Origin of the sequence: Aeromicrobium yanjiei (assembly GCF_009649075.1) — a bacterium.
Taxonomy (GTDB): Bacteria; Actinomycetota; Actinomycetes; order Propionibacteriales; family Nocardioidaceae; genus Aeromicrobium; species Aeromicrobium yanjiei.
Genome location: NZ_CP045737.1, coordinates 1,295,272 through 1,311,031 on the forward strand (window position 1 = coordinate 1,295,272; position 15,760 = coordinate 1,311,031).

A 15,760-nucleotide genomic window follows, 5' to 3' on the forward strand; every position below is an offset into this window, starting at 1 on the left:
TCAGGGCGACGTATCGCTCGAAGTGGTCTTCTCCGGGCGCCTTCCTCACCACGTCGCGGCTCACTGGCCATGTTGCATGAGTGCCATGAAGAGGCCGGAAACCCGCACGCGGGTTCGCGTCAGGAGGATGTGAGTGTCGACAACGGTCGTGAGGTCTTGGGCGTCGCCGTCGTGTAACTCTCGTTCAGGTCGCTCAGACGGTGGAAGGAGTTCCAGCGAGGCGGCTCCAGGTCGCTTCTAACGGGGTCCGAAAACCACATGTCGTGGACGACGCGATTTCGAGATTGCGTCGCGTCTTTTGCCACGAGGAGAGCAGCGTCTCCGGACATCACGATCTCTCGGCCCGCGCCCGAATGTTGGAGCAACTTGCGGCACTCGCGGACGGTCGCGAAGATCCCGCGACGCATTAGCCCGCACTCGCTGCGTCATGCCGCGATCACCAACGCCCTGGACGCCGGCGTTCCGCTGCGCGACGCGCAGATCCTTGCACGCCATGCGGACCCTCGAACTACCGAGCACTACGACCGGGCGCGCGGCAACTTGGACCGTCACGGCGTCCACTTCCTGACCGCATACGTCGCCGGCGTCTAAACCTCACCTTCGCTTCGCTCAAATTGGTCCGGTGCGTCCGAGATGCCCCTGACATGCGGTCTTCCTTCTGAAGTAGGTCGCGACGGGACATTTGCTACCTCAAGACTTACGGACGTCGTTGTCCCTGAGCCAGGCGTCGAACTGCAGCGGCTTCGTAGGTCGGCGATCATCGCACCGCGCTACGCAACCGGCCAGGTGGCCTAAGTAGAACTCGGCGTTCGTCTGCCACGCCCAGTTGTGTTCATCGAGTGGTTTGTCCCAGACGGTGCGGTCGATAGCCGCGAACATGTGAGGACCGGCGAACTCGCCGATGGCGACGTTCTCTTCCCGATAGATGAAGCCCCAATCACGTGGCAACCCGATCCTGTACGTTTTCCATGCCTTGTTTCACTCAACGATCGCGTCAGAGATTTCACGCCCCGCTGACAATGCCTGGGTTAGCAACAATGACTAGGTCCTGGAGCCCATAGAGGTGAGGAGCGAGACGAGCTGCAAGCTATCTTCAAGGGCAACAAGCACCTGACCTACAAGCCTGGCCGAGGCGATGACTTTCGGGACGGGTCCACTCCGCTGGTGGAACCGGACGATATGCAGATCGTTGTCTCGCCTTGCCACTCCTACGAGCCCGTGAAGGTACCTGACGAAGCGTCCGGTCCGTTTCACTGTCTCGTCTGCGGTGCTCAGTTCGCAGTGTAGGTCCGCACGTGCGCTACCTCGTGGAGCAAACCCGGAGGTCTTCGCGGGCGTGGTTGACTTGCGTGCTCCGTCGCAAAGACGGAGGTTTTCGAAAGAGGAGCCTCCTAGACAGCCCAGTCCGTTCAGGGAAAGCCCGATCCTGCGGGGAATCGCGGGTTGGCAACAGCGGAGCTGCCGGTCCGCCTTTATTTGCGGGGCCGTTCGGACCTTGAGGGCCGCACAGTCGACTAGCTCCATACGTGAGGATCGTCGTGGCAACGGACGCTCCCACGAAGGCAGACAGCGCACGTGCGAGCAACGGAAACCGTGTCATTCCCTCTGGGTGAGGTCGCGACCCCCTGAGCGGCGACGCGCGGGCGCAGCCTGAACGTCTGAGGGAGTCTGCCTAGGTGCCGTTCAGCCCGCCGCTATTTGACTACTTTTGCTCAAGGACACCTCAGCCTACCGTTTGGTCGTCGATTGCGCTGCCGCGACGATTGACGAAAACAGTCCACGGTCGCTATCGGTGCCTAATAGCAGAATGACAAACTCGTGCAGGCGGGCGAAATCGAGCGCCTCGGGGTGTGCCGCCGGGTTGCGGTACGTCTTGGACACGTGAAGCAACTGGCGTGGTAGTTGCCCTTCAAGAAAGTTCGGGTCTCGTAGCGTCTCGAGGAAGTCGAGGTAAACGTGCGCGGTTGGCGGGAGGCTTTCGACATTTGAGGCATCGAGGTGCACGAGTTGCGACGCCAAAGTACCCAGTTCAAGCGGCTTCGGCTCGTCTGCGGAGGCAAACGCCTTCAAGCGGTTGAATCTGCCGTCTCCGCCGGCCGGGATGGGGTGGCCAGATCGTACGTATCGACGGAACGGGTGCGCTAGGTAGTGCATGACGATGCTCTCAAGTGCCTTCGAGTATGCGATGACGGCCGGCGACGTCTCGAGTCTGACGAGGGCGACACCGTCGAGTGCGTCGTAGGCGACCTGCCCTGCCTCAAGAAACGAACGCGCGTCCTTTGGAAGCTTTGACCAGAGATCCTCCGAGACATGCGCCCGTAGAGATTCCTTGAGCAAGGGATACGGGGCAGGCGCGGGTAGGTGCCGCTCAACGGTTGCGTCGAGTTCGACGAGGCGGTCCTCGACGGACAATGTTGGGTTGGACTTAATCGCCATGACACGATCATCGAGCGAGACCATCACCAGACTCGCTCCGCCCGCTGACAAGAACGCAGCGATTGAGACGGCCTCGCTGATCGATGGTCCGTCCCACAAGCGATGTGCCTCAAACGAGATCGAATTCGGCGTCGGATCTCCGTACAGACGTGTCACGGTCGCAGGTGCACCACTCGCGCTACGCGATGACCTGCGATTCTCCAATCGAATCAGCAGCCCAGAACCAATGACGTCGTACAGGATGCCTGCCGGATACACGATGGCGTAGCAGTGCGTCTCGCCACGCATCTCTTGTCGGCCCCACCGGGCGGCAAGCGGGTCGGAACGCAGATCGTCTTCCGGATCAGGGCCGAGAACCCATGAACGAAAGTATGTGCTCGTCTTGTCGCGGAGCCAGCCGAAGGACTCCGGAACGTAGATAGTCCGCAGGACTGTGTAATTTGCCACATAGGAATGCTAGGTCGTCGTTGCCGATGCGGGCGACCTGAAGCGGCGATGTTGGGAGCGCCGGCGCGTGACACTGTCACGCGACAGGCTCCGAGACCATGCCGCGGCCAGCGTTGATCCGTGGCGCGTCATCTGCCGCAACCAGGCATGTGCCTCAGCTGGTTCCAGAATACGTCACTCAGCTGCGGACGTAGGTTCGTTTGCTAGCCGAAGGATGAGGGCTCCAACGACATGGATCATCAGCCACGCGTCGCTTCGCGATGCGTCGGTGACGTGGTGTCCATCCCCCTTGTTGTTCCTAATGGCGGCCGCCCAAACTAGAAACCTCTCGATGCCATCGGTCAACGCTTGATCGTGCTTTCCAAGAAGACCTTTGGATTTCGCGTCCTTGATCAGCGCGCCGAGCGCTACGCCCGTGCATCCCAATGCTTCAAGTGCCTCCTGTAACGCGGTGCCTGCATCGGTGATCGCGTCCGCGGGGTCGACAGCGATTTCCTTGATCGCGCTGAGGTAGGCGGCCTGAGCCTTTTCGAATCGCTTGTCGACTAGTAGTCGAATGACCGGCTCAACTACTTCGCGGTGGAGTTCGTCAGAACTGAAGGGTATGAACTCTCCGTCAACCATACGAAAGGCGATGCGGTGGCTCGCCAAGAATGCGTTGAGGATCGAATCAAACTCCGACACTTTGCCTCGAGTTTTGTAGTCCTGTGTGACTGCATACCGCACGCATTCGATTAGGTCGAGGGTGAAAGCCGTGTCGCGGTCTTGAAGAATCAGGTCGGAGTGAAGGTTTGAAGCTCGGGTGAGTCCGGCGATCCGTAATTGTTGTGCGGCGCGATTCGAAAACCCACTCGCGCTTGAACTCATGCCTTCGAATAGATCCCAGAGCTCAGCGATCTGCATCCGCGCCTGGAGCGGAAGGTCCTCGGTCCACAACTTCTCGCCTGCGGCCTCGCGAGCGGCATACTGCTCCGCTCGATTCCTTTCTGAGAACAGCGGCACGAGACTCCAAGGGCATCCAGGACGCTTTGTCGGTTGACGACGCGTCCCCGCACGCTATCGCGGGAGAGGACCAATCGCCCGAGAACCGGCGATACGGCTTTCAGCAAAGAAGACGCCACGAAGCGCAGCCACCAAATTGTCCACCAGCCGGACATGCCAACGCCTTGGAACGACGGCCACGATACTGGGCCGTCAGATTCGCATGGAGCCGAAAGATGTAAACCGGGAACATTGTCTGGCGCAAATCCCCGCATCCGGCGCTACGAGCCACATACATGCATTGGTCCTGTCACCGATGACGTAGTCCAGCCGAGTTTCCCACACTGACCTACGTCTTTTCCCCGCTATCGGGCCATGAAGTCTCAAGCCACGGACTACTCCAGATCGTTGCCTTCGCGATTGCGCTGCCGCCACTCCGCGGGGTAGTGCGGTCGGGCGCGTCCGTCACCTGGCGAACCCGAAGTGGATCGTCCCGGTGCGCACCTCTTCCCACCGTTGTCGGTAGGTGCGTGGCCGTGCGTGGCGAAGCATCCACTGGGCGGTCCTGAGGGGGCGGCGGTCGTAGTAGTGCTCGTTCGTCATCAGGCGAGACAAGAGTTCGAGGTGAGCGGCCGACCAGGGCACCCCGTGGTTGCTACTGATTTGACGCAACGGACCCTTCACCTCGCGGTGCGAAAGCCCTGGGGCGTGCTCCCGCAGCGATTCGACCGCTGCGTTGTACTCCTTCATCGGCCCTTCGGGGTCGGCGGCGATCTCCTCCGCGAAGCGACGGTGCTCTTCGTCGTACTCCCGCTCGAACTCGGCCAGGGCCCGGTCGGCGCGTGCCACCATCTCGGGGGTGCGCGCGATGGGCTGCCAATCCGGATCGCGCGCCTCCTTCTTGCTATGAGCGCGCACCTTGCCCTCGCGCGGCCGGTAGGGACGCTCGTCCGACAGGTACTCGTGCTGGGCGTGCATGAGCGTCTGCCCGTTCGGCCCGCTGAACTCCCACGGCTCGACGCCTTCGTCCTCCCACCAGCACACGGGGCAGAGGTCGTAGTCACCGCGACCGGGCAACGTCCGGTATCCGCAGCAGGGGCAAGGGTGCATGACCACGATTCTGGCGGATGCCTACCGGATCTGGCGCATCACGGCGAGGTGCGTCATCCCCCGCGAATGCCGCGCCCGACTGGATTCACTGAATGAAACTGCATCGGTGATCGACGACGCCCGCCCGACGGTCTCTGCGAGTCATTCCCAAGCGGCGTTCGAGGACACAGTGGCGTGCCGTCCGCTCTTCCCATTCGGAGGTCGCGCGGTGGTGGGACGACGCCGGGGGAGTGCTCCGCAAATCGGCCCCGTCAGCGGTCTTGTGACTGCTGAAGCAATTCTCCTGCGGAATCCCTGCGGAATCTGACCGCTTTCGAGCCAACGGAAACAGCCCCCGACCCTGCGTTTCCACAGGTCAGGGGCTGTTTCAGTGTTCAGCTGCGACTCAGATGTCGTAGTACAGCTCGAACTCGTGCGGGTGCGGACGCAGCTGCACGGGCAGGATCTCCTCGGAGCGCTTGTAGTCGATCCACGTCTCGATCAGGTCGGGCGTGAAGACGTCGCCCGCCGTCAGGAACTCGTGGTCGGCCTCGAGGGAGTCGAGCACCGCGTTGAACGAGGTCGGCACCATGTCGATGGCGTCGTACTCCTCCGGCGGCAGCTCGTAGATGTTCTTGTCGATCGGGGCCGGCGGCTCGATCTTGTTCTTGATGCCGTCGAGTCCGGCCAGCAGCAGCGCCGAGAAGGCGAGGTACGGGTTGGCCGACGGGTCGGGGCAACGGAACTCGATGCGCTTGGCCTTGGGGTTCGAGCCGGTGATCGGGATGCGGACGCATGCCGATCGGTTGCGCGCGGAGTAGACGAGCGCGATCGGGGCCTCGAAGCCGGGGACCAGGCGGCGGTAGGAGTTGACCGACGGGTTCGTGAACGCCAGCAGCGACGGCGCGTGCTTGAGGATGCCGCCGATGTAGTGACGCGCGAGATCGGACAGTCCGCCGTAGCCGGACTCGTCGTAGAACAGCGGCTTGCCGTCGTTCCAGATCGACTGGTGCACGTGCATGCCCGAGCCGTTGTCACCGAAGATCGGCTTCGGCATGAACGTGACGGTCTTGTCGTTGGCCCACGCGGTGTTGCGGACGATGTACTTGAACTTCATGACGTCGTCCGCGGCCTTGAGCAGCGTGTCGAACTTGTAGTTGATCTCGGCCTGGCCCGACGTGCCGACCTCGTGGTGACCGCGCTCGAGCACGAGTCCCGCGTTGGTCAGGTTGGTCATCATGTCGTTGCGCAGGTCGGCCGTCTTGTCGGTCGGCGCGACGGGGAAGTAGCCACCCTTGTAGCGGACCTGGTAGCCGCGGTTGTCGTCGATGCTGTCACCCGTGGACCACGCGGCCTCGGAGGACTGGATCTCGTAGAACGACTTGTTGGCGCTCGTGCCGTAGTTGACGCGGTCGAAGATGTAGAACTCGGCCTCGGGTGCGAAGAAGGCGGTGTCACCGATGCCGGTGGTCGCGAGGTACGCCTCGGCCTTGCGGGCGATGTTGCGCGGATCGCGCGAGTACGCCTCGCCGGTGATCGGGTCATGGACGAAGAAGTCCATGGCGATGGTCTTGCGCGCCTTGAACGGGTCGACGTACGCCGTCTTGACGTCGGGGAACAGGACCATGTCCGACTGGTCGATGGTCTGGAATCCACGAATGGACGAGCCGTCGAACGCGACACCGTTCGACACCATGTCCGCGTCGAACGTCGACGCGGGCAGGGTGACCTGCTGCTGAATGCCCGGAAGATCGGTGAAACGGACATCGAGATACTCGACGCCCTCGTCCTTGATGAACTTGAACAGCTCGTCGGCATTGCCGAACATGTGGCCTCCTCGACCGCGCAGCGGCCTTCGTTGTCGATAGCAGGTAAGTGCGTCACTGCACCGTACCCAGAAGGCTACGGGGGTGCAGTTTCCCATCGGTCTCGTGATTGTTTCGGGAATGTTACAAGTCCCCTCCGGGAGGGGAACGGGCCTTGCTCGGTAGGCTTCCCGGGTGGAGATTCCCTCGCTCGGTCGTCGTCTCGCAGCCCTGCTCATCGACTGGGTCGTGGCCGCTCTCAGTGCGGTTGCGCTGGCCGGCGTGAGCTATCCGCCGGCACCACTGGACGAGGACCCGAGCCAGACGTTCATCATCATCGCGTTCTTCGTCGCGGAGGTCGCGATCCTCGAAGGACTCGTGGGTCGCTCGATCGGCAAGCAGCTGCTGGGCCTGCGGGTCGAGGGCCGCACAGGCCTCCCCATCGGCATCCCGCGGGCGCTGCTGCGCACGCTGCTGCTCAGCATCGTCCTGCCGGCGATCGTGATGACCGACGACAAGCGGGGGCTGCACGACCTGGCCGCGGGGTCGCGGGTCGTACGGGTCTGACGCAGCGTCAGCCGCGCATCGCCTTGCGCTGGCCCTTCATGCTCGTCGGCACGGGGCCACGCGGCATCGGAGCGGCCGGACGCATCGCGTCGAGCGCCTTGAGCTTGTAGATCAGGTCGGTCATCTGGGCCGGCTTGATCTTCTTGGGCAGCTTGTTGATGTGCTTGACGAGCTTGGTGAGGGGGACCTGTCCCTCTTCCTTGCCCACGACGATGCCGGTGACCGGGACGTCCTCGCCGCCCACGCGGGCGTGCTTCTTGACCTCAGCGGCCAGCAGACCACGCACGGCGTTGGGGCTGCCCTCACCGACCAGGATGATGCCGGGGCGACCGACCACGCGGTGCACGACGTCCTGGTTCTTGTTGAACGCGATCGCGGGCTTGACCTCCCAGCCGCGGCGCAGCATCTGCAGCGCACCGGCGGCGGCTCCCCGCTGTCCCTCCACCTGGGCGTACGCAGCCTTCTCCGCACGCCGGCCGAAGACGATCAGCACACCAAGCACACCGATCAGCAGCGCGAACAGGATCGTGATGATCAGCCCGATCGTGCTGGTGCCGAACACCAGGTAGCCCAGCGCGCCGAACACGCCGGCCACCAGGATGAACGTCAGCAGAAGGATGAGACCGATCTTGCGGTCGCTCTTCTTGGTGATCGAGTAGGCCTGGCGCATCTGGCCGAGGCGACCCTTGGCGGGGGTGGGGGCGGTGTTGGACATGCCCACCAGTCTACGGCGCGAGGGTTGCGGCGCTCATTCCGCGTCCTGACGCGACGGCCTGCTTGTAGAGGTTGCCCGCGCGGTAGGACGAACGGACCAGCGGCCCGGACATGACGCCGGCGAAGCCGATCTCGTCGGCCTCGGTCGCCAGCTCGACGAACTCCTCGGGCTTGACCCAGCGCTCGACGGGGTGGTGACGCTTGGACGGGCGCAGGTACTGGGTGATCGTGATCAGGTCGCAGCCAGCCTCGTGCAGGTCGACCAGCGCCTGGGAGACCTCTTCGCGGGTCTCACCCATGCCCAGGATGAGGTTGGACTTGGTGACGAGCCCGAAGTCGCGCGCCTGGGTGATGACGTCGAGCGAGCGCTCGTAGCGGAACGCGGGGCGGATGCGCTTGAAGATGCGCGGGACGGTCTCGACGTTGTGGGCGAGCACCTCGGGGCGGGACTCGAAGACCTCCGCCAGCAGCTCGGGGACGCCGTTGAAGTCGGGGATCAGGTTCTCGACGCCCGTGCCCGGGTTGAGCTCGTGGATCTTGCGGACGGTCTCGGCGTACAGCCACGCGCCGCCGTCGGGCTGGTCGTCGCGGGCGACGCCGGTGATCGTGGCGTAGCGCAGCTCCATCTTCTGGACGCTCTCGGCGACCCGGCGGGGCTCGTCGCGATCGATCGGGTCGGGCTTGCCGGTGTCGATCTGGCAGAAGTCGCAGCGACGGGTGCACTGCTCGCCGCCGATGAGGAAGGTGGCCTCGCGGTCCTCCCAGCACTCGAAGATGTTGGGACAGCCGGCTTCCTGGCAGACCGTGTGCAGGCCCTCGCCCTTGACCAGCTTCATGAGCTCGTTGTACTCGGGGCCCATCTTCGCGCGCGTCTTGATCCACGCGGGCTTCTTCTCGATGGGGGTCTCGGCGTTGCGTACTTCGAGCCGCAACATCTTGCGTCCCTCGGGTGCGATGGTCACGCACGCAAGCGTACGCCTGTCACCCACATTGCCCTAGGCTCGGTCGCGTGCTGGATCTGGACCGCCGGTGGACGCGACCGAAGCCCACCTCCGAGGAGGTGAGGCGAGACCTGTGGGGAGGGGTCGCCGCCGCGATCGTGTCGATCGTGTCCGTCGAGGTCTGGCACAGCGGCTACGGCTCTCCGCTCGGCTGGAACGGGATCGAGGCCTACGTGCTGTTCGGCCTGGCCGGACTGCTGCTGGGACTGCGGCGACGTCTCCCGCTGGTGACCGTCCTGCTGGTGTCGGTCCTGTTCCTCGTGATCGTGGAGCGGCTTGAGGACTTCGGCACGATCTTCACGATCCAGCTCATCGAGTTCGTCGCCCTGTACTCGGCGTGGGCGTGGTCCCGCTCGCGGCGGGGTCTGTACGTGACGAGCGTCGTCGTGCTCGTCGCGATGTTCGGCTGGTTGACGTGGGAAATCGTCACGACGGATCTGCCGGACCGCCCGCAGGAGGGTCTCATCCCGCCGTACGTCGCGGCGATCGTCTACTCGGTCGGGATCAACATCGTGTATCTCTTCGGGGCGATGGCCTGGGGCCACGACGCGTGGCGCAGTGCGCGCCAGCGCGAGGAGATCGCCGAGGGGGCCGCTGCGGAGCGCCGTGCCCAGGACCGTGCCCAGGAGGCTGCGGTGCAGGCCGAACGCGTGCGCATCGCCCGCGACCTGCACGACGTGGTCGCGCACCACGTCAGCGGCATCGGCGTCCAGGCGGCCGGCATCAGCCGGATCCTGCAGAAGCAGCCCGACGCCGCCCGCGCGGCTCTTGGTGTCATCGAGCGCTCGTCGCGGCAGGCGGTGCAGCAGATGCACCAGCTGGTCGGGCTGTTGCGCTCGGACCGCGACCAGGACGAGCGTGGCCCCCAGCCGGGTCTGGACGAGCTCCACACGCTTGCGACGACCGACTCGGGGCAGGGATCGACGCCGGCGATCACGTTCCGTCAGGTGGGGGAGACGTTCGCGGTGCCACCCACGGTCGGCCTCTCGCTCTTTCGGATCGCCCAGGAGGCGGTCGCGAACATCCGTCGTCATGCCCGCGCCGTCAGAGGCGAGGTGGTGATGCGCTTCGGGCCGGCCCAGGACGAGCGGCCGGCGTGGGTCGAGGTCGAGGTGATCGACGACGGGGACGGTGCCGAGTGGCCCGAGCCGGTTGCGGCCTCCGGGGGATTCGGCCTGACCGGGATCCGCGAACGGGCGGCCATGCACGGCGGTCTGTGCGAGATCGGGCCGCGGCCCGAGGGTGGGTTCAGGGTGCGGGTCCGCATCCCGGTGACCGCATGAGCACGATCCGTGTGCTGGTCGCCGACGACCAGGAGCTCGTACGCACCGGGTTCCGGATGATCCTCGGGGTCGAGGACGATCTGGAGGTCGTGGGGGAGGCCGCCGACGGCGCAGCCGCGGTCGAGCGTGCGCGGGAGCTGTCGCCCGACGTGGTCCTCATGGACGTCCAGATGCCTCGCATGGACGGCATCGAGGCGACGCGCCGCGTCGTCACCCAGATGCCCGGTTGTCGCGTGCTCATCCTGACGACGTTCGACGACGACGAGTATCTCTTCGCCGCCCTGCAGGCGGGGGCGAGCGGGTTCCTGCTCAAGAACTGCCCGCCTGACGATCTCGTCTCGGCGATCCGGGTCGTGGCGCAGGGCCACTCGCTGCTCGCGCCCGAGGTGACCCAGCGCGTCATCGCGAGGTCGACCGAGCGTGAGCGCGGGCCACGTCCGTCCGGCCTGGACGAGCTGACCGAGCGCGAGCGCGGGGTGCTGGTCGCGATGGGCCGCGGGCTCAGCAACGGCGAGATCGCCGCCGAGCTCTACGTGAGCGAGGCGACGGTCAAGTCGCACGTCTCACGCGTGCTGGCCAAGCTCGCAGTCCGTGACCGGGTCCAGGCCGTCATCGTCGCCCACGAGTCGGGACTGATGGAGTCGCCGGACGTCTGAGCCCCTCCGTCTCGAGGACGAGCCGGGTTCATCCTCGCGGCCGATGCGTGCGGACATCGTTCGCTCATAGCGTGGCGGTCATGTTGGACATCTCGCACCTCAGTCGGTCGTACGGCGATGCGCTCGTCGTCGACGACGTGACCTTTTCCGTCCGGCCGGGCCGCACGACAGGCTTCGTCGGGGCCAACGGCGCCGGCAAGACCACGACGATGCGCATGATCCTCGGCGTCCTGGCGCCGACGTCGGGGGAGGTGCTGTGGAACGGCGAGCCCATCTCGACCGGCCAGCGCCGCCGCTTCGGCTACATGCCCGAGGAGCGCGGGCTCTATCCCCGCATGAGGCTGACCGACCAGCTCGTGTTCCTCGCCCGGCTGCACGGTATCGAGCGGGCGGAGGCGCGGCGTCGCGCACTGGAGCTGCTCGAGCACTTCGACCTGGCGGACCGCGCCGACGACATGCTCGACACCTTGTCCCTCGGCAACCAGCAGCGCGTGCAGATCGCAGCCGCGCTGATCCACCGCCCGGAGGCGCTGGTGCTCGACGAGCCGTTCAGCGGGCTCGACCCGGTCGCCGTCGATGCCATGGCAGAGCTGCTCACGAAGGAGGCGGGCGACAAGCCGATGCTGTTCTCCAGCCACCAGCTCGACCTGGTCGAGCGCTTGTGCGACGACCTGGTGATCCTGTCCCACGGGCGCGTCGTCGCGGCGGGTCCGGTGGACGAGCTGCGCGGCAAGGGTGCCGATCGCTATCGCATCGTCCTCGACGGGACCGATGCCGCCTGGATCCGGGACCTGCGTGGCATCCAGGTGCGTGACGTCGCCGGTCCGGTCGCCCTGGTCGACCTCGACGGGACCACCCCGGCAGACCTGCTCGCCGCGGTCATCGCCCGCGAGCCCGTCGTCGAGTTCAGCCCCGTGCGCCAACCCCTCTCCGCGATCTTCAAGGAGGTCATCCGATGAGCACGCTGACCCGAGAGCCCGACCGCGGAGCGCGCGGCGCCTGGCGTGTCGTCGCCGAGCGCGAGGTCATGACCCGCGTGCGCGAGAAGTCGTTCCTGTACGGAGTGCTCGCGATGGCAGCCGGCATCGTCGCACTGGTGGTGCTGACCTCGATCCTCGGCGGACGGCCCACCGATCACACCGTGGCGGTCGTGGACCGGCAGGGCGCGGACCTGGTGTCGTCCGCCTCCGATCTCGTGGACCGTGCGGACGACGGCTCGAACGCGACGGCACGCTCGTACGAGTCGGTGGCCGCGGCCGAGAAGGCCGTCCGCGACGACGACGTCGACGCCGCCCTGATCGCCACAGACGAGGGCTACGAGATCGTCGGCGACCGGGAGGTGGACCCCACGCTGTCGAGCGCGCTCACGGCCGTCGCGTCCGCCTCCGCACTGGCCGACAACGCTGCGGCGCAGGGCGTCGACCTCGACGAGCTGCAGCGCGGCTCGGCGGTCGCCGAGCGGTTGCTGGACCCCGACGGCGAGGACGCTGGGCCGCGCCAGGCGACCGCGTTCGTGTTCGTGCTGCTGTTCTACCTCACCGCCGTCATCTTCGGCATGAACATCGCGCAGAGCGTCGTGCAGGAGAAGGAGAGCCGGGTCGTGGAGATCCTGGCCGCCGCCGTGCCGATCCGGGCGATGCTGTGGGGCAAGATCGTCGGCAACACGGCCCTGGCCCTCGGGCAGATCGTGGTGCTCGCGGTCGTGGGCGTCGCGTCGCTCGCACTGACAGGCGAGACCTCGGTCCTCTCCGCGATCGGCCCTGCCGTGGCCTGGTACGTGCTGTTCTTCGTGCTGGGGTTCGTCGCACTGGCGGGCCTGTGGGCGGTTGCCGGCTCGCTGGCGTCCCGGCAGGAGGACCTGCAGTCGACCACGATGCCCGGCCAGGTGATCTTGTTCGCGCCCTACATCCTGGCCGTGACGGCCGGCGCGAGCGTCAAGACAGTCGTGTCGATGCTGCCGGTGGTCTCGGCGATGATGATGCCCTCCCGGATGGCCGAGGGCGGCGTGCCCGCCTGGCAGGTCGGGGTGGCCCTCGCGGTCAATGTCCTCGGCGCCGTCGTGCTCGTACGCTTCGCGGCCCGACTCTACGAGCGCACGCTCATGCGCACCGATCGCAAGATCGGTTTCGGTGAGGCGCTGCGGCTCAGCGAATGACGGGGGAGCCCACGGGGACCCGTGGCCCGATCTCGACCTGCTCGGCGAGGTCGGGCGACGGCGAGTAGGGCTCCCACGCCAGCAGCTCGGCCAGGTGGGGGGCCACGGCGCGCGCGGTCTCGCGGACCGTGACGTCGCGGCCCACCTCTGCTGACAGCGAGGTGACACCGGCGTCGGCGATGCCGCACGGCACGAATCGCTCGTAGAACGCGAGGTCGACGTCGGCGTTGAGCGAGAAGCCGTGCATCGTGACGCCGCGCGAGACCCGGATGCCGATCGCGCCGACCTTGCGCTCGGGTCGGACCCCGGAGGCCGCGACCCAGACGCCCGAGCGTCCCTGCACGCGCCCGGTCGTGACGCCCAGGTCGGCGGCAGCGCGGATCATGGCTTCCTCGACGCGCCGGACGTAGTCGACCACCAGGACGTGCGAGGGCAGCTTGGTGATCGGATAGCCCACGAGCTGGCCGGGGCCGTGGAAGGTGATCTTGCCGCCCCGATCGACGTCGACGACCGGGGTGCCGTCGAACGGCCGCTCGTGCGGCTCGGTGCGGCGTCCCGCGGTGTAGACCGGGGGGTGCTCGAGGAACATCACGGTGTCGCCGATCTCGTCCGCGACGCGCTGCGCGTGGAGGCTGCGCTGGATCTCCCAGGCGTCCTCGTAGTCGATCGCATTGGCGCCGTACCAGTCGTCGAGGATCTCGATCGTCGTCACCCGCCCAGACTATCCCCGCCGTCCACCACGGGCTGTGGACACGCGGACGCACGAACGGGCGGACGCCGCGACAGTGGAGGCATGGACTGGATCTGGGTGATCGTGATGGCGCTGCGCCAGACCTCTCCCGCACCGGCCGACCAATGGGCCGTGCGGCTGGCGACGCTCGACGCGGATCGGGCTGCGGCGTTCGCGGAGGCAGACCCCACGAGGCTCGCCACGGTGTACGTCGCCGGTAGTCGGGCGATGGCCGCCGACGCAGCGACGATCCGCTCGTACGCCGATCGCGACGGCCGGGTGGTGGGCGCCCGGCTGCGCGTGCTCACGTGTCGGGTCGTGAGCACGGGTGCCGACAGGGCGACGCTCGACGTGGTCGACGTCCTGGCACCGGCCCAGGTCGAGTGGGGCGACGGCTCCGTGACCGACCTGCCCCGCGACCGGCCCTCGCGGCACCGCGTGACGTTGCAGCGCACACGCGACGGCTGGCGGATCGCGGGCAGTCGGCTCAGGTGACGGGTGAGGCCTCGTCAGCGCCGGCGTCGATCAGCTCGCGCACGATGTCGAGGTGACCCGCGTGGCGGGCGTGCTCCTGCATGACATGGAACAGGATGCCGAGCAGCGTGGGCAGCTCATCGTCCGGGCCGAACATCCCTCCCTCACGCGCGCGTTCGTACGGACCGTGCTCCTCGACGATCTCCGCCGTCCGTCGGCCGACCTCGTCGAGGGCGTCGAGCAGCACGTCGATCGAGCGGTCGGTCACCCAGTGGCCGTCCGCGTCGCGATCGGCGCGCGGGGACGGGACGTCCTCGCCGAGGAATCCCCAGACCACCCACCTGCGCTCCATGTGCACCAGGTGCTCGACGAGCTGGGGGATCGTCCACCCGGACGGGACGAGCGTGGTGCCGAGGACGTCGGGGGAGAGCCCCGAGACCTGGCGGCGCACCTCGGAGCGGAAGAAGTCGAGATACTCCACGATCCGCGCTGCGGGGTCGGTGAGCGGCTCGTGCGGCTGGGGCGCGCTCACGACAGCGCAGTGGCCAGGGCTGCGGGGAGATCGGGCTCGGCGAAGGCGAAGCCCGCATCGGTCAGCGCGCTCGGGACGAGGCGCAGCGAGCCGAGCAGGTCCTCGGAGAGCCCGCCCAGCGCGGCCTTGACCGCGAACGACGGCACCGCCAGGAACGTCGGCCGGTGGACTGCGTCGCCCAGGGCGTCGGTGAACTCGGCGTTGGTCACCGGCACCGGCATCGCGAAGTTGAAGGGGCCGGAGAGCTCGTCGTTCACCAGCAGGTGCTCGACGCCGCGGACCCAGTCGTGCCGGGAGATGAAGGACATGTACTGCCGGCCGTTGCCGAGCTTGGCGCCACCGCCGAGCTTCCAGACGGGAAGCATGAGCGCGAGCATGCCGCCGTTGCCGTCCAGCACGATGGACGTCCGGACGATGCAGGTGCGGGCGCCGGCCTCGGCCGCGGGGGCCGCCGCGGCCTCCCATTGGTGGGAGACGTCGGCGAGGAAGCCGGTACCGGGAGTGCTGGACTCGGTCAGGACCTCCGCGCCCCGCTCGGTGCCGTACCAGGACATGCCCGAGCCGGAGACGAAGACCGTGGGCGTCGAGGAGGCGGCGACCGCCTTCGCGAGAGTGCTCGTCGCGGTCAGCCGTGAGTGCAGGATCTCCTGCTTGCGAGAGCTCGTGCGGGGCCACTGCGAGATCGAGGATCCCGACAGGTTGACCACCGCGTCGGCCCGGTCGACCAGGACCTGGTCGATCCGGCCGGCGGCCGGGTCCCACACCGACGTGTCGTCACCGGGGGGGCCGGTGCGGACGAGCCGTGTCACCCGGTGGCCCCGACCACGCAGGTGCGTGGTCAGGGCCGTGCCGAGGAAGCCGGACGCCCCACCGATGACGACATGCACGGG

At 66.7% G+C, this 15,760-nt stretch carries 16 protein-coding genes; 7 read left to right on the forward strand and 9 right to left on the reverse strand.

Annotated features, from left to right (window positions below):
• The first annotated feature begins 366 nt into the window (after positions 1-366).
• Positions 367-591: a tyrosine-type recombinase/integrase gene (locus GEV26_RS06535; protein WP_243838974.1), complete on the forward strand. Its 225-nt coding sequence runs from the start codon at positions 367-369 to the stop codon at positions 589-591.
• A gap of 1,137 nt (positions 592-1,728) precedes the next feature.
• Here GEV26_RS06535 and GEV26_RS06540 read toward each other — a convergent pair.
• From GEV26_RS06540 to glnA, 4 genes are all read right to left on the reverse strand, one after another.
• Complete coding sequence (locus GEV26_RS06540) at positions 1,729-2,883, reverse strand: hypothetical protein (RefSeq protein WP_153652318.1); 1,155 nt, start codon at positions 2,881-2,883, stop codon at positions 1,729-1,731.
• A gap of 174 nt (positions 2,884-3,057) precedes the next feature.
• Positions 3,058-3,885 (reverse strand): hypothetical protein, encoded by an 828-nt coding sequence (locus GEV26_RS06545; RefSeq protein ID WP_153652319.1) that lies wholly within the window; start codon positions 3,883-3,885, stop codon positions 3,058-3,060.
• A 444-nt stretch (positions 3,886-4,329) separates the two neighbouring features.
• Entirely contained in the window at positions 4,330-4,974 is a 645-nt protein-coding gene (locus GEV26_RS06550; protein WP_153652320.1) for a CPCC family cysteine-rich protein, read from the reverse strand.
• Positions 4,975-5,359: 385 nt separating this feature from the next.
• On the reverse strand, positions 5,360-6,781 hold the full coding sequence (gene glnA / locus GEV26_RS06555; RefSeq protein WP_153652321.1) for a type I glutamate--ammonia ligase: 1,422 nt from the start codon (positions 6,779-6,781) through the stop codon (positions 5,360-5,362).
• Positions 6,782-6,953: 172 nt separating this feature from the next.
• Between glnA and GEV26_RS06560 the strand changes: the two genes are divergently transcribed.
• Complete coding sequence (locus GEV26_RS06560) at positions 6,954-7,325, forward strand: RDD family protein (RefSeq protein WP_153652322.1); 372 nt, start codon at positions 6,954-6,956, stop codon at positions 7,323-7,325.
• Positions 7,326-7,332: 7 nt separating this feature from the next.
• On the opposite strand, the gene GEV26_RS06565 is transcribed toward GEV26_RS06560, so the two are convergent.
• Entirely contained in the window at positions 7,333-8,040 is a 708-nt protein-coding gene (locus GEV26_RS06565) for a DUF4191 domain-containing protein (protein WP_153652323.1), read from the reverse strand.
• Between the two features lie 10 nt (positions 8,041-8,050).
• Positions 8,051-8,974, reverse strand: coding sequence for a lipoyl synthase (gene lipA, locus GEV26_RS06570; RefSeq protein WP_153911892.1), 924 nt, complete (start codon positions 8,972-8,974; stop codon positions 8,051-8,053).
• 74 nt (positions 8,975-9,048) lie between these two features.
• Here lipA and GEV26_RS06575 point away from each other — a divergent pair, with 74 nt between their 5' ends.
• The 4 genes from GEV26_RS06575 to GEV26_RS06590 all read left to right on the forward strand — a co-directional run bounded on the left by GEV26_RS06575 (position 9,049) and on the right by GEV26_RS06590 (position 13,134).
• Positions 9,049-10,323: a sensor histidine kinase gene (locus GEV26_RS06575; RefSeq protein ID WP_153652325.1), complete on the forward strand. Its 1,275-nt coding sequence runs from the start codon at positions 9,049-9,051 to the stop codon at positions 10,321-10,323.
• Complete coding sequence (locus tag GEV26_RS06580; RefSeq protein WP_153652326.1) at positions 10,320-10,979, forward strand: response regulator transcription factor; 660 nt, start codon at positions 10,320-10,322, stop codon at positions 10,977-10,979. The genes GEV26_RS06575 and GEV26_RS06580 overlap by 4 nt, the downstream gene beginning before the upstream one ends.
• An 80-nt stretch (positions 10,980-11,059) precedes the next feature.
• On the forward strand, positions 11,060-11,938 hold the full coding sequence (locus GEV26_RS06585) for an ABC transporter ATP-binding protein (RefSeq protein ID WP_153654992.1): 879 nt from the start codon (positions 11,060-11,062) through the stop codon (positions 11,936-11,938).
• Entirely contained in the window at positions 11,935-13,134 is a 1,200-nt protein-coding gene (locus tag GEV26_RS06590) for an ABC transporter permease (RefSeq protein ID WP_153652327.1), read from the forward strand. The genes GEV26_RS06585 and GEV26_RS06590 overlap by 4 nt, the downstream gene beginning before the upstream one ends.
• Here the strand turns inward: GEV26_RS06590 and lipB are convergent.
• Entirely contained in the window at positions 13,124-13,846 is a 723-nt protein-coding gene (gene lipB / locus GEV26_RS06595) for a lipoyl(octanoyl) transferase LipB (RefSeq protein ID WP_153652328.1), read from the reverse strand. The two genes, GEV26_RS06590 and lipB, sit on opposite strands and share 11 nt — an antisense overlap.
• Before the next feature lie 81 nt (positions 13,847-13,927).
• Here lipB and GEV26_RS06600 point away from each other — a divergent pair, with 81 nt between their 5' ends.
• Positions 13,928-14,359: a hypothetical protein gene (locus tag GEV26_RS06600; protein WP_153652329.1), complete on the forward strand. Its 432-nt coding sequence runs from the start codon at positions 13,928-13,930 to the stop codon at positions 14,357-14,359.
• On the opposite strand, the gene GEV26_RS06605 is transcribed toward GEV26_RS06600, so the two are convergent.
• Together GEV26_RS06605 and GEV26_RS06610 are read right to left on the reverse strand one after the other, a co-directional pair.
• Positions 14,352-14,870 (reverse strand): mycothiol transferase, encoded by a 519-nt coding sequence (locus tag GEV26_RS06605; protein ID WP_153652330.1) that lies wholly within the window; start codon positions 14,868-14,870, stop codon positions 14,352-14,354. The genes GEV26_RS06600 and GEV26_RS06605 overlap by 8 nt on opposite strands.
• The gene (locus tag GEV26_RS06610; RefSeq protein WP_153652331.1) at positions 14,867-15,757 is read right to left on the reverse strand and encodes a TIGR01777 family oxidoreductase; all 891 of its coding nucleotides are present in this window, start codon (positions 15,755-15,757) and stop codon (positions 14,867-14,869) included. Before GEV26_RS06610 ends, GEV26_RS06605 begins: the two co-directional genes overlap by 4 nt.
• Positions 15,758-15,760 lie beyond the last annotated feature (3 nt).

Bases quoted from the DNA above. Each gene is read 5' to 3' on its own strand.
- GEV26_RS06550 (WP_153652320.1), bottom strand. From the start codon at position 4,974: ATGCACCCTTGCCCCTGCTGCGGATACCGGACGTTGCCCGGTCGCGGT.
- glnA (WP_153652321.1), bottom strand. From the start codon at position 6,781: ATGTTCGGCAATGCCGACGAGCTGTTCAAGTTCATCAAGGACGAGGGC.
- GEV26_RS06565 (WP_153652323.1), bottom strand. From the start codon at position 8,040: ATGTCCAACACCGCCCCCACCCCCGCCAAGGGTCGCCTCGGCCAGATG.
- lipA (WP_153911892.1), bottom strand. From the start codon at position 8,974: ATGTTGCGGCTCGAAGTACGCAACGCCGAGACCCCCATCGAGAAGAAG.
- GEV26_RS06580 (WP_153652326.1), top strand. From the start codon at position 10,320: ATGAGCACGATCCGTGTGCTGGTCGCCGACGACCAGGAGCTCGTACGC.
- GEV26_RS06585 (WP_153654992.1), top strand. From the start codon at position 11,060: ATGTTGGACATCTCGCACCTCAGTCGGTCGTACGGCGATGCGCTCGTC.
- GEV26_RS06590 (WP_153652327.1), top strand. From the start codon at position 11,935: ATGAGCACGCTGACCCGAGAGCCCGACCGCGGAGCGCGCGGCGCCTGG.
- GEV26_RS06600 (WP_153652329.1), top strand. From the start codon at position 13,928: ATGGACTGGATCTGGGTGATCGTGATGGCGCTGCGCCAGACCTCTCCC.